Here is a 13,088-nt window from a genome sequence, read left to right on the forward strand (position 1 = left end):
GTCAGGCCGCCTCAAGCTCCGGCATGACCGAAGCCTTTGCGGTCGATTCCCTCAATGGCTGGCCCTCGCGGCTGGCGGCGGTTTCGTGAATCCACTGCTTGAGAACGGCTGCGACGCGCTCTTCGTCCATGTCGATCATCTGTTCCAGTCGCAGCTTTGCGGGCATGCGCATGCGCTGGCGAAGATCGCTGAGGCTTGTCTTCATCTGGTCGGCATAGGCTTCCGGCCCACCGATGACGGCCTGTACGCCCTGCGCCCCTTGTACGCCTTCGCCTGCCGCCTGACCGCCGACGAAATCGGGTGCAGCCACGTCGCTTGTCTCGCGGATGGCGACTTCCGTGCCGGCAGTCCTGGCATTCTGGTCACGCAGCAGCGGACGCAGGCCGAACCAGATCAGCAGACCGACAGCGGCAAGGATCGCAAGCGCATTGACATAGGAGCCGCTCTGGCGAAGCACCGTGTCGGTCCACGGCGTGGAGACCGGTTCCATATCGGCACCGGCAGGATCGAGGAAGTTGACGGCGGTCACGTTGATGACGTCGCCGCGATCCGCGTTGAGGCCGGCGGCGGTTGCCACGAGGTCGCGGATCTTGGCGATCTGCTGGTCGACGAAATTGGCGGGCGGCGGCGTGGTGCCTGCGGTTTCCAGAAGCCGCGCCTGATCGATGACCACGGCGATGGACAGGCGCTTGACGGTATAGCCGTCGCTGACGGTGGAAACCGTCTTGCTGTTCATTTCGTAATTGGTCAGTTCCTCGCGGCGGTCGGTCTTTTCCGACGAGCTTTCGCCGTTGCGATTCTGGATTTCTTCCTGCGGAATGTTCTGTTCGACGCCGGTTGCGTTGTCGTTGCGATTGTTGCGGGAATCGCCGCTTTCACGGACAACGCGCACCGAACGCTCGACACGGGATTCGGGATCGAAGATGGTTTCGTTGGTCTGGCGGCGGTCCGTATCGAGCACTGCCTGAACGCTCGTCTGGAAATGCCCCATGCCGAGATAGGGCGCCAGCGCCTTGCGGATGCTGTCGTCCACATTGCCTGCGACCTGCTGCTCCAGCGAGGCGGTCATCAGCGCTGCGCCATTGGCGGCTTCGCCAGCCGAGGCCAGGAGGCGGCCATTGGTGTCGAGGACGGTCACGGCGGAAGCATCGAGCGAGGGAACGGCGGCGGCGACCAGCTGGCGGATGGACTGGGCAGATTCGGCGGCAAAGCCGCCTTCGGCGCGGATGACGACCGAGGCCGACGGCTTCTGGTCGCCACGGCGGAACGAACCCTTTTCGGCGAGCACGATGTGGACGCGGGCGGCCTTCACGCCGCGAATGGCCTGAATGGTGCGGGCGATTTCGCCTTCCAGCGCGCGCACGCGGGTGATTTCCTGCATGAACGAGGTCAGGCCGAGCGAACCCATATTGTCGAAGAGTTCATAACCGGCATTGTTCGAGGTCGGCAGGCCCTTTTCGGCCAGATACATGCGGGCGTTTTCCGCCTTGCCGATGGGCACGAGGATGGACGAGCCATCGGCCTTCACATCGAAAGGAATGCCTGCCTCGCCAAGCGCCAGACCCATGCGGTTCACATCGTCACGCGAAAGACCGACATAGAGCGTCTCATAGGAGGGGCGGCTCAGATAGATGCTCGTATAGAGGATCGCGGCCATGAGCGCGGCGCCCACAAGTCCGAGCGCCACGAGTTTTCGCGCGCCAAGCTTGCCGAGCGTACCCTTGAGCTGTTCGATCAATTGCTGGAAATTCTGCTGCATCCACACCACCGCCATAATGATGGATGCAACCTAGCCCGCGAAGCTTGCGCGAAAGTGGCGGCTGATGAAGCAAGTGCTTCCGGAAACTGGAAATGAGCGCAAAGAATTGGGGCGCGGAATGAATCCCGCGCCCCGTTTTCCGCCCAAAGACATCCGATCCGATCAGGTCGGTTCGGATGCGAACCCCTGATTTGCCTGAGAACTCGCGAGCGCCGGCAACCCGGCGCCCGTTGCAGAAGCGCGTCTCATTTCGGGACGCGCTTCCATGCTGGCTCAGTTATGATTAGCCGCGGAACAGCGACAGGATCGACTGGCTCGACGAGTTGGCGATCGAGAGAGCCTGAACGCCGAGCTGCTGCTGAACCTGGAGAGCCGACAGACGAGCCGATTCCTTGTTCATGTCAGCGTCAACTAGCGTGCCGACGCCCTTTTCGATGGAGTCGGACAGACCGGACAGGAAGCTTTTCTGGCTGTCGATCTGCGACTTCGCAGCACCAAGCGATGCAGCGCCGGTGGTCAGGCTCTTCAAAGCCGTTTCAACCTTGACCATCGCAGCATTGATTTCGGTGTCGGTCAGAGATGCGTTAGCAGGAACCTGGAAGAAATCAGCGGCAACAACAGCGGCAGCAGCGCCCGTCGCATAATCAACGGTGCCATCTGCGGCTTTGCCAAATACCTGCGTTTCAGAGGCCTTAACATCAATGGTGTCGACCTTCACGGTCGTGTCGGTACGATTGTACGAAGCGACAACCTTAAGATCAGTCGTGCCGTCGTTAACAAGCAGATTCGAACCTGCATAATTAGCGTTGCTGGCAGCTGATTTGATGTTGTTTTGAATCGCAGTGATCTGCGTTGCGATCTTATCCTGGTCTTCCTTGCTGGCGCCTTGCGCGCTAACAAGGAGCTTCTTCATTTCGTCGACCTGATCCTTGATCTTGTTCATCGACGTGTAAGCGGTATCGACCTTGCCAGCGCCGAGGCCAAGAGCGTCCTGGACAGCCGAGTTGGCCTTGTTGTCGGACTTCATCGAGGTCGCGATGGACCAGTACGAAGCATTGTCCGAAGCTTCGGAAATACGAAGACCGGTCGAAATACGGTTCTGGGTAGCTTCCAGCGACTTGTTCGTCGAAGCAAGCGTCTGGAGAGCGGTCAGAGCCGAAGAGTTTGTAAGAATGCTAGCCATAGTTTTTTGCCCCTTGGGAAAAACAATCTGAGGGACAGGCCGGGTTTCAGATTACCGGCATGGTGGAGCGGCATCATGCCTGTTGCCGCGTAACGCGCGGAAACCCACCATGAGCCGACAGTTAGAACCCAAACATTAAAGAAAGGCTAATTTATTCCGTCAAAATTTAACCGATTCGCAAATTCCCATTCGGAATTTTGCTTGGTGCGGTTTGAAGCGTACCAAAACGGGTCAGGAGAACGAACGTATCAGGCTTCCGACCAGTATGTTCCAGCCGTCGATCAGCACGAAGAACAGAATCTTGAACGGCAGCGAGATCACCGTCGGCGGCAGCATCATCATGCCCATGGACATGGTGAGCGTGGCCACGACGAGATCGATCACCAGAAAGGGCAGCACGATCAGGAAGCCGATTTCAAACCCGCGCCGCAGTTCAGAAATCATGAAGGCGGGGACCAGAACGCGGAAATCGACGATGCCGTCATCGCCGGTGCGGAAGGATGGATCGGCGAGGTCTTCAAAGAGCCGCAGATCCTTGTCGCGCACCTGTCCCAGCATGAATTCGCGGAAAGGCTGGGAAATTTCGGTGAAAGCCGCCTGCTGGGTGATTTCATTGCGCATCAGCGGCTGCACGCCGTTGTTCCAGGCCCGGTCGAAGGCGGGTGCCATGACATAGAACGTCATGAACAGGGCGAGCGAAATCATCACCATGCTGGCGGGCGCGGTCTGGAGGCCGAGGCCCGAACGCAAAAGCGAAAAGGCGATGGCGAAGCGCGTGAAGCTCGTCACCATGATGAGAATGCCCGGCGCGATGGAAAGCACCGTCAGCAGCCCGAACAATTGCACGATCTGGCCGCTCGCCGCGCCGCTGCCTGCTGGAAGCAGGTTGTCGAGCGTCAGCGCCTGCTGCGCCTGAGCGGACACCGTGAGGGCGAGCGTCAGGATGACGCCGAGGCCAAGGAGCTTCTTCATTCTACCACCAGCGCCGAGATGAAGACGCGGTCGACCGCGCCTTCCGAACGCAGGCGAGCGCGTTCTTCCAGATCGGCGCGCAGATAGGCAAGCCCCGCCGCGCCCTGCAATTGCATGAGATTGACGCTGCGCAGGAAGCTCAGGAAATCGTCGCCGACGCTTGCCGCCAGCGCCGCCGGAATTTCATGTCCGGGCTTTGCCACCAGCGACGCTTCGAGGCGCACCCAAGTATCCTGCGGAATGCCGAGATTGGTCACGATCGGCTGCAAGGGCACGACCGTGCCGATGGAGCGCGATTCGAAGTCGCCCTTTTTCGGCTTGTCTTCCTTGCCGGAGACCTTTGCCGACGCCAACTGATCGGCGGAAATCATGCCGCCCAGATACCAGCCGCCGCCACCGGCGATGACGGTCAGGACCGCGACAGCCGCAAGCAGCGTCGTCAGCGAGCTTTTCGCCTTGCCGTCCGTTTCCGTTGTCGTCGTGTCGCTCATATCCGGCATGCCTCAGAAGGGAGAAACCTGATCGAGAATCTGCTGGCCGTAAGGGGGCTGCTGAATCTCGCTCAGTCGTCCGCGCCCGCCATAGGAAATGCGGGCTTCGGCGATCTTGTCGTAGGAAATCGTGTTGTTGCCGGAAATATCGCGCGGGCGCACGACACCGGCGACGTTCAGCACGCGCAGTTCATTGTTGACGCGCACTTCCTGCGACCCGCGGATGATCATGTTTCCGTTCGGCAGCGTGTCGGTGACGATGGCCGCGACCTGCAGGCGGATGTCTTCGCTGCGCTCGATGGTGCCCTTGCCCTTCGACTTGCTGTCGGAATGGGTGTTGACCGAAGCGTCCATGTCGCCGCCGGCGCCAGCGCCTGTGCTGCTGCTGGTCGCAAAGGAACCGCCCGCGCCGTAAATGCCCTTCGACACGCGCTCGCGGTCGGTCTTGTTATCCAGATTGGCGCGGTCGTTGATGGAGATGATAACCGTCAACACATCGCCGGGCGTCGCCGCGCGCGGGTCCTTGAAGAAATTGGTCGAACGCTGGTCCCAGAGCGAATAGGACGCCTTGCTCGGGCGCGCCGGATAGCCGTTGGACTGCGGATTGTTCTGCATGCCGAGATTGGCCGCGACAGGGGACAGGTCGGGCGCGCGGCCGATTTCCTCCGGCTTGGTCGCGCAACCGGCAAGAAGGACCAGGGTTGCTGCTGCAAGGATGGCTTTGTTCATGCTGTTCTTCATTGCACCGTATTCCCGGTCTGCGCTGCGGCGCGCTGGTCGCTGACAGGCTGCGGCGCGGTCGAGGTGCGCTGCGAGCCGACGATGACGCGGGCGAGCTTGGCCGCCTTTTCCGGCGACATTTCATTGAGGATGATGCTGGAGACGCGTGGATTAAGCTTGAGGATCAGGGCTGCCGCCGCTTCATCGCCGATCAGCGTCATCTGCGCCGCCGCCGCCTCCGGCTTCATCTTCGAGATGATATCCACCAGCGAATCCTGCGCCTTGCTGACGAACTCGTCGCGGCGCTTCAGCCACATTTCATATTCCCGGCGCTTTTCCTCAAGCGCCCGCATCCGCTCCTCGACATCGGCCTTCAGCTCGGTCAATTGTCTGGCCTGAAGCGCATAGCGGGCATCCGCCGCCTGATCGTCGATATTGCCGCAGAACTTGCGGATTTCATCGAGATTGCCGAGTGATGGCGGATCGGCGAAAGCGGGAACGGACGCCGCCAGAAACAGCGCCACCGCCGAACCATACCGGATCATTCTACGAGCCTTGGTCATTGCACCACCAGTTCCGCATGAAGCGCGCCGGATGTCTTGATGGCCTGCAATATCGCGATGATGCCGGTCGGCTTCACGCCGATCTGGTTCAGGCCCTTCACCAGATTTTCAAGGTTGGCGCCGGTCAGGATGCCGATCTTGGCGTTCTGCTGATTGACGGCGATATCGGTATTCGGCTCAACCGCCGTCACGCCGTCGCTGAACGGCTCAGGCTGGACGACCATTGGCGTTTCCGTCACGCGGACCGTCAGGCTGCCGTGGCTGATCGCGACTTTGGAAATGCGCACCTTCTCACCGATGACAACGGTTCCCGTCCGCTCATCCACCACCACACGCGCCACTTCGTCGGTCGTGATCGGCAGACCCTCGAGTTCGGCCAGAAAACGCGCCGCAGGCACGTTCTTCGGACGCGACAGGCGGATCGTCTTGGCATCGCGCGCAATGGCCACGCCGCGACCATAACGGCGCTTGGCGAAGACATTGATCGTATCGGCAGCGCGCACGGCAGTGGTGAAATCGGGATCGCGCAGCTCGACGATCATTTCGCTTTCCTTGCCGAAATTGCCGGCCACTTCGCGCTCGACCAGCGCGCCGTTGGGAATGCGCCCGGAGGTCGGCACGCCCTGCGTCACGCTTGCAGCTTCACCTTCCGCTGAAAAGCCGGACACGATCATGTTGCCCTGCGCGACGGCATAGATCTGGTTGTCGGCACCCATGAGCTGGGTCATGACGAGTGTACCGCCTTGCAGCGAGGTCGCATCGCCGAGCGACGATACCGTGACGTCGATGCGCGAACCGGCACCGGCAAAGGCGGGCAGGTTGGCGGTCACGATGACCGCGGCCGTGTTCTTGGAACGGGTGGAATTGCGCGGCGCGCTGATGCCGAGATTATCCAGCATGGCGCGCATGGACTGTTCGGTGAAGGGCGAATTGCGCAGGCTGTCGCCCGTGCCCTTGAGGCCGATGACGAGACCATAACCCACGAGCTGGTTTTCGCGCACGCCCTGAATGGTGGCGATGTCCTTCAGGCGCGCAACCGCGCTGCCGCGACCAAGCTCCGCATAAGCCATTTTGGACGGATCGCCGCCGGAGCCGAGCCAATCGGCATCGGCATCCACTGCGGAACCGAATTCCCGCGCATTCTTGGACGACTCGTCCGCAAGGCTTGCGGCGGGCTGGGAAACAAGCGCCAGGACGGCGAGCAGGATGGCGAAAGTCTTTCTCACTGCATCCCCACCTGAATACGCCCATCTGCCAGCACCGTGCCGGACACGATGATGCCGCTATCGACGTTGCGAACCTTGATGAAATCGCCAGCCGCACCGGATTCGAGCGGCGTTCCCATGGCGGTGATTGTCAGCGTACCGGCGGTAAACACCAGCGGCGCCGGAACCCCGCGCGTGACCAGCGACGGCTCGCCCAGGGCCGAAACGAGGATCGGCTTGCCCGGAAGCAGCGTCTTGCGCGCCACCTTGCCCGCCGCCTGATCGAGCGACAGCACATATTGGCTTGCTGCGGGCGCATTGATGAAGAACTGCTTTTCCAGAAGGGCCGTGTCGCTCACGATCTGGCCGGGATAGACGGTGGCCGAAGGCACGACAAAAGCGATGCGATCGGCAGCATTCGCACCGGCTGTTGCCGCGAGCAGCAATCCGCCTGCAAGCGCCAGCCCTGTTTTCCGGAAGATTGCTTTCGCCAGCCCCATCGCCATCACCGTCAGCGCAGGTTCTTCGACACGGTTGCCGCCATTTCGTCGGCAGCCTGAATGACCTTGGAATTCATTTCATAGGCGCGCTGCGCCGTGATGAGATCGGTGATTTCCTTCACCGGATCGACATTGGACGCTTCGAGATAGCCTTGCTTGATCGAGCCGTAGCCGGGATCGCCCGGAACGCCGACCAATGGGCCGCCGGATGCTTCCGTTTCGCGGTAGAGATTGCCGCCGAGCGGCTCCAGACCCGCTTCATTGGTGAAGTTCGCAAGGGTGAGCTGGCCGAGATCGACCTGATTGATCTGGTCCTGCAATTTCGCGAAAACCTGGCCCGTATCGGTGATCGTCACTTCAATGGCATCCGGCGGAATGGTGATCGCCGGTTCGACCGGATTGCCGTCGAGCGTCACGAGCTGGCCGTCAGGGTTCTTGTTGAACGCACCGGCGCGCGTGTAAAGCGTCTCGCCGGTCGGGCTCTGGATCTGGAACCAGCCGCGCCCGGTCAGCGCCACGTCGTAGGGATTGCCGGTCTGGTTGAAACTGCCCTGAATGTGGAGGTTGCGCACCGCCGCCGTCTGCACGCCAAGGCCGACCAGCGCGCCCTCCGGCACGATGGACTGGTTTGCCTGATTGGGGCACGCCTGCCGTCCGCTCGGACTGGTAGAGAAGATCGGAAAATTCCGCACGTGCGCGCTTGAAGCCGGTCGTGTTGATATTGGCGATGTTGTTGGCGATCACTTCCAGATTGAGCTGCTGGGCGTTCATGCCTGTTGCGGCAATCGTCAGGGCTTTCATGGCGCGTCCTTAATCTCTCGTCTGGACAGAAGTCTGAATCATAAGTCGCCATGCGGGTTGCAAACGGCGACTTCCGGATCAGACGCTAGATGGGCATGCGACTGATTTCGAGATAGGCCTGCACGATCTTGTCGCGGATCGCGATGGCGGTCTGAAGCGACTGCTCGGCTTCCATGACGGAGCTGACCACGTCGCGCACCGGCGCATCGCCCTTGATACCCTGGATGGAGGTTGCTTCGGCGGCCTCCAGCTTCTGGCCGACGGAATCCGTCATCTGCGACAGGACCTCGCCGAAGGAAGCGCCCGGCGTCGCCGGAACGGCCTGCGGCGCGGAAGCCGAGCCCACGCCCTTTTCGACGACGGTTTCGGAAAGGCGCGACAGGGCATTGCGCGCCGAAATACTCATGATCGAGTCGTACATTATGTGCTCCTCAAGAGATCGATGGTCATGGAAATCAGCTCACGGGCTTGTTTCACGACCTGCAAATTGGCTTCGTAGGAACGATTGGCTTCGCGCATGTCCGCCATTTCAACGACCATGTTGACGTTGGGATAGCGGACATAGCCGCGCTCATCCGCTGCGGGATGGCTCGGCTCGTATTGTTCGATGAAGGGCGACGTGTCCTTGCCGACTTCAGCAATGCGGACTTCGGCGGCGCCGGTGCCCTGCTCCAGCTCGGTGCGGAAGGAAACCGTCTTGCGGCGATAGGGATCGGCATCGGCGGTCTTGGCAGTCGACTGCGCATTGGCGATGTTTTCGGAAACAATGCGCAGACGCGTCGATTGGGCCGAAAGGCCCGACGCTGCGATCTTCAATGTGCTCTGCAAGGCATCGGAAGACATGACTATCCCTTCGCTACCGACAGCATCATGCGGTGGAACGCCTTCACGATGCTTGTGTTGAGCGAATATTCGCGGGCGATCTCACCGGCCTTCATCATTTCCTGTTCGACATCGACCGTGTTGCCGGAATGGGTCTGCTCGGTGATGTCGTCGGGGCGCAGGCGCGCGCCGGCGATCCCGTCGGCTTCGGCTTCCAGGTGCAAAGGGCTGGTGGCAGCCATGGTGAGCTGCGTCTTGTCCAGCACATCCGCAAAGGGCTGCACGTCACGCGCGCGAAAATCCGGCGTATTCGCATTGGCGACATTGCCCGCAACCGTGGCCTGCCTTACCGACAGCCACTGCGCCTGCCTTGCGGCCAGATCGAAGAGATGAATCGGCCCCATATCTATTACCCGCCATCCTTATTCACTGTTCGTTAACCTACAGGGCGAATCTTGTGCGAGACTTGCGTGATGCTGGGAAACCGGCTAACTGCCAGCCATCGTCAACGCGAACCGGGAGGTGCGACATGCTGAACAAGACAGAATTTGCCGCGCTCGCTGGTTTCGGATCGCGCGGAGGCGCGACCGTTTAAGGCGTTTCCGACGTTTCCTGTCGGCCAGCGGGCATTCTTCATCGAAACCCGGAGCGTCGTGCATCCACCGGATGCATGAAATCGCTTCATGGCGCGCACATGCGCCTTACAGGAACCCACTGTCATGAAACAGAATGGACAGCCTCGCGCTGCAGACGATACCGCCGTGACCCTCGAACCGGTCAGGCAGACGGACTACCAGCAGGTGATTGCCCTCAATCCCCATCCGCATCAGCAGGGCTTCGTGGCCAGCAATGAGGAATCGCTTGAAGATGCCGGGGAGAATCCGGCCTGTGTTCCGCTCCTTGTCAGGGCTGGAGGCGAGCCGGTCGGCTTTGCCATGTATGCCCTTGATGAGGACGATGGAAACTACTGGATTTATCGCCTCGTGATCGATGCGCGCCATCAGGGCAAGGGCTATGGGCGCGCAGCCCTCAGGCAATTGCTGGGCCTGCTGTCGGAACTGCCGGATTGCCCTTTCGTCATCCTCGGCCTTCAGCCGGGAAACGATGGTGCCCGGAGGCTCTATGAGCAGACAGGCTTCCGGATGACGGGAGAGGTCATCGGCGGCGAACTCATCATGAAATATGAGTTCTGACCAGAGCGGTTCCTGTTCTGACAGAAAGCCGGAACCGCTCTAACTATTTGTTTTGTCGCATTATCCAGCGCATCGAAGCGGGATAGAAATCAGTCCAGTGAACTGATTTCCCCGCCTAGACGTTTCACACTTTTGCTGGAAATGCTTTAGCTGCCCCGCCCTCTGGGGGCGGGGACCTGAAAAATGGCTTACGGCGCCTTCTGGATCACATCGCCCGATGACGTCGTAAGCTGCCATGTTCCTGCACCGCGACCGATGGAAACGAGGCGGCTGCCATCAGGCAGCAGCGAGCCTTTTTCAACGAACCAGTAGCCGGACGTATCCTCGATCATCGCCATGCCGCCGACAACCTCGCGCAATGCGAAAACCGGCTTGGGCATGGCCTGCCCGTCGCCGCCATTGCCGTCGCCGCCGCCAGCCCCCGTTCCCGGAAGACCCTTGCCGTTCGACATGACGGAACCCGTCATCGTATCGTCCACATCCGCATTCGGCGCGACCTGTTCGGAAGGGCGGAAGGACGGGAAGCGGCGCACCGTCTTCTGTTCGGAACGGTCGAGCGGATCGATGATCTTGCGCTCGGCCTTTTCCGGCGCGCCCAGATCGGCCCGCTGCAAATAGGTGATGAAGGGCAGCATCGCACTTCCGGCAGCAAGCGTGATTGCCGCGATCTTCAGATAGCGGTCCACCTTGCTCTGCGGCTTCTTCATGCCCTCGAGCCGTGCGGCGGCTTCCACCTCCGCCGTAAGCTGGGCAAGGTTCTTGTCTTCTTTCGACTTTTGAAAGCCCGTCATCATGCGTGTTGCGCCTGTCTGTCGCCGCGCAGTGCCGCGGCAAGGTCGTTATAGGGATCGTCCGATAGGCCGGTTTCCGGCGATTGCTGCAAGGCGTCATATATGCGCGGCACGAGATCGACCGCCTGGTCCAGAAGGCCGTCATGGCCTTTCTGATAGGCGCCGATGGCCCTCAGATCGCGCGTTTCCTCGAAACGGGCAACCATGCCGCGCAGCTGGCTGACGAGCTTGCGCTGCTCCGGCGTCCAGTTGTGCTTTGCAAGGCGCGAAACCGAGCCCGGAATATCGACCGCCGGAAAGCGCCCCTGCGCCGCAATTGCGCGGTCGAGCACGATGTGGCCATCCAGCGTGCCGCGAATGGTGTCGGAAACCGGATCGTTATGATCATCGCCATCGACCAGCACGGAATAAATCCCTGTGATGCTGCCGCCGGCTTCTGTAATGCCCGGTCCCGCCCGCTCCAGAAGGCGCGGAAGCTGGCTGAAGACGCTCGGCGGATAGCCGCGCGAAACCGGCGGCTCTTCCGCCGCTATCGCCACCTCGCGCGCGGCATGGGCAAAGCGCGTGACGGAATCGACGATCAGCAGCACATTATGGCCAAGGTCCCGGAAATATTCGGCAATCGCCGTCGCGGTGTTGGGCGCGAGGCGGCGCATCATCGGGCTTTCGTCGCCCGTCGCGACGATGGTGATGGTCTTGTCGAGATGGCCAGCCATGGTTTCTTCCAGCATCTCGCGCACTTCGCGTCCGCGTTCGCCCGTCAAGGCCAGCACCACCGTGTCGAAATCCGCCGCACGCGTCATCATGGCAAGCAGGGTCGACTTGCCGACACCCGAACCCGCAAAGATGCCGATACGCTGGCCGAAGCAGAGCGGCGTGAAAATATCGATGACATTGACGCCAGTGCGCAAACCCCGATCCACCCGCGCACGGCGCAAGGCGGCGGGTGCAAGGCTCTCGGACGCCATGGGCCGGGTCCCGGGCTGCAATGCGCCCTTGCCGTCAATCGCCCTGTCCCAGCGCATTGATGACCCGGCCGCGCCATTCCGGCGCGGGGCGGATCTGCAGCGGGCCTTCCTCGAAAACCGCAGCGCCGAGCGAGGGAATGATGCGGTCGTCAAAGGGTTTCACCAGCACCTGTGCGTCCGCTACCCGGATGATCTCGGCAAGGCATTGGCTGCCCTGCGCGTGGATCGCCACCGCATCGCCCAGCCGCGCATCCCGCGAAAGCCCGCGCACCGCAATCGCCGAACGCGACACGTCGCTCACCGTTCCGCCGATACCGGTGAGCGACTTCGGCGCTACCGATTGCCGGCGGGCAAAGGCGGCCACGCGGGAGAGCGGCAGATCAGGCGTCATCCGTTTCTGGAGCCCAGGATCTTGATGGCTTCGGAGACGGTCGTCTCCTGCTGCGCCAGCAGGTTGTTGACCTGCTCGAAGGCGCGGCTGACGCTGATGAGGCGCGTCATCTCCGTCATGGCATCGACATTCGATCCCTCGATCATGCCCTGCACGACGCCCACGCTGTTGTCATCGGCCACTGGCTGGGCGGGCTTGTTGGGGATTACGCCGGATGTACCGGCATAGGTCAGCTCCGCATCGGCGGGGATGGTGAAAAGACCGATCGCGCCGATCTGCGCGCCGTTCTGGTAGATCGCGCCATCGCTTGAAATCTTCGGTGCGCCGCCTGCCGGGTTGAGCACGATCGGCGCGCCGCCGACATCCAGCACCGGATGACCGGTGACGGTGACGAGATCGCCCGTCGGCAGCATGTTCATGCGCCCGTCACGCGTATAGATCTGGCCCTGCGGCGTGGAGACAGACATCCACACATCGCCCTTGACCGCAACATCCAGCGGATTGTCGGTCTTGATCATCGGGCCCGCCTCGGTGCGGATGAAGCTCTTGCCCGCGGTCGCGAAGCTCACATCGTCGCTGGCCTTGTCCGAAACAATCGAGCTGAACTTGGTACCCTCGCCCCGGAAGCCGACCGTGGAGACATTGGCCACATTATGGGCAATGGCATCCATCCGCCGTTCCAGCGTGATGAGCGAGGAAAGCCCGACATAGATAGAATTGTTCTGCATC

Annotated in this window: 14 protein-coding genes and 2 pseudogenes; 1 reads left to right on the top strand and 15 read right to left on the bottom strand. The window is 61.3% G+C overall.

Going from position 1 to position 13,088, the window contains the following annotated elements:
• Position 1 precedes the first annotated feature (1 nt).
• From fliF to flgB, 12 genes and pseudogenes are all read right to left on the bottom strand, one after another.
• Positions 2-1,774 carry a flagellar basal-body MS-ring/collar protein FliF gene (fliF, locus tag OINT_RS18385; protein ID WP_006469405.1) on the bottom strand — a complete coding sequence of 591 codons (1,773 nt, stop codon included), beginning with the start codon at positions 1,772-1,774 and terminating at the stop codon, positions 2-4.
• Positions 1,775-2,042: 268 nt separating this feature from the next.
• A complete protein-coding gene (locus OINT_RS18390; RefSeq protein ID WP_006469407.1) occupies positions 2,043-2,942 on the bottom strand; it encodes a flagellin N-terminal helical domain-containing protein in 900 nt (299 codons plus the stop codon).
• Positions 2,943-3,173: 231 nt separating this feature from the next.
• A complete protein-coding gene (gene fliP / locus OINT_RS18395) occupies positions 3,174-3,914 on the bottom strand; it encodes a flagellar type III secretion system pore protein FliP (RefSeq protein ID WP_006469408.1) in 741 nt (246 codons plus the stop codon).
• Positions 3,911-4,405, bottom strand: a complete 495-nt coding sequence (locus tag OINT_RS18400; protein WP_006471440.1) for a flagellar basal body-associated FliL family protein — start codon at positions 4,403-4,405, stop codon at positions 3,911-3,913. Before OINT_RS18400 ends, fliP begins: the two co-directional genes overlap by 4 nt.
• Positions 4,406-4,417: 12 nt before the next feature.
• Complete coding sequence (flgH, locus tag OINT_RS18405; protein WP_006469410.1) at positions 4,418-5,146, bottom strand: flagellar basal body L-ring protein FlgH; 729 nt, start codon at positions 5,144-5,146, stop codon at positions 4,418-4,420.
• Positions 5,143-5,688 (bottom strand): MotE family protein, encoded by a 546-nt coding sequence (locus OINT_RS18410; RefSeq protein WP_006469411.1) that lies wholly within the window; start codon positions 5,686-5,688, stop codon positions 5,143-5,145. The genes flgH and OINT_RS18410 overlap by 4 nt, the downstream gene beginning before the upstream one ends.
• Positions 5,685-6,914: a flagellar basal body P-ring protein FlgI gene (locus OINT_RS18415; protein ID WP_006469412.1), complete on the bottom strand. Its 1,230-nt coding sequence runs from the start codon at positions 6,912-6,914 to the stop codon at positions 5,685-5,687. The genes OINT_RS18410 and OINT_RS18415 overlap by 4 nt, the downstream gene beginning before the upstream one ends.
• Entirely contained in the window at positions 6,911-7,393 is a 483-nt protein-coding gene (flgA, locus tag OINT_RS18420; RefSeq protein WP_006471438.1) for a flagellar basal body P-ring formation chaperone FlgA, read from the bottom strand. Before flgA ends, OINT_RS18415 begins: the two co-directional genes overlap by 4 nt.
• Before the next feature lie 11 nt (positions 7,394-7,404).
• Positions 7,405-8,194, bottom strand: a pseudogene (flgG, locus tag OINT_RS18425) (flagellar basal-body rod protein FlgG).
• 85 nt (positions 8,195-8,279) lie between these two features.
• Positions 8,280-8,615: a flagellar hook-basal body complex protein FliE gene (locus tag OINT_RS18430; RefSeq protein ID WP_006469415.1), complete on the bottom strand. Its 336-nt coding sequence runs from the start codon at positions 8,613-8,615 to the stop codon at positions 8,280-8,282.
• On the bottom strand, positions 8,615-9,037 hold the full coding sequence (gene flgC, locus OINT_RS18435) for a flagellar basal body rod protein FlgC (protein ID WP_006469416.1): 423 nt from the start codon (positions 9,035-9,037) through the stop codon (positions 8,615-8,617). Before flgC ends, OINT_RS18430 begins: the two co-directional genes overlap by 1 nt.
• Before the next feature lie 2 nt (positions 9,038-9,039).
• Positions 9,040-9,420, bottom strand: coding sequence for a flagellar basal body rod protein FlgB (gene flgB, locus OINT_RS18440; protein WP_006469417.1), 381 nt, complete (start codon positions 9,418-9,420; stop codon positions 9,040-9,042).
• A gap of 315 nt (positions 9,421-9,735) precedes the next feature.
• Between flgB and OINT_RS18445 the strand changes: the two genes are divergently transcribed.
• A complete protein-coding gene (locus tag OINT_RS18445; protein ID WP_006471436.1) occupies positions 9,736-10,209 on the top strand; it encodes a GNAT family N-acetyltransferase in 474 nt (157 codons plus the stop codon).
• A 188-nt stretch (positions 10,210-10,397) separates the two neighbouring features.
• Here OINT_RS18445 and OINT_RS18450 read toward each other — a convergent pair whose 3' ends face one another.
• From OINT_RS18450 to flgF, 3 genes and pseudogenes are all read right to left on the bottom strand, one after another.
• Positions 10,398-11,003 carry a hypothetical protein gene (locus tag OINT_RS18450; RefSeq protein WP_006469419.1) on the bottom strand — a complete coding sequence of 202 codons (606 nt, stop codon included), beginning with the start codon at positions 11,001-11,003 and terminating at the stop codon, positions 10,398-10,400.
• Positions 11,000-12,359, bottom strand: a pseudogene (gene fliI / locus OINT_RS18455) (flagellar protein export ATPase FliI). The gene OINT_RS18450 and the pseudogene fliI overlap by 4 nt, the downstream one beginning before the upstream one ends.
• Positions 12,356-13,087, bottom strand: coding sequence for a flagellar basal-body rod protein FlgF (gene flgF / locus OINT_RS18460; RefSeq protein ID WP_006469420.1), 732 nt, complete (start codon positions 13,085-13,087; stop codon positions 12,356-12,358). Before flgF ends, fliI begins: the two are co-directional and overlap by 4 nt.
• Position 13,088: the final 1 nt, after the last annotated feature.

Origin of the sequence: Brucella intermedia LMG 3301 (assembly GCF_000182645.1) — a bacterium.
In the GTDB taxonomy this organism is placed as follows: Bacteria; Pseudomonadota; Alphaproteobacteria; order Rhizobiales; family Rhizobiaceae; genus Brucella; species Brucella intermedia.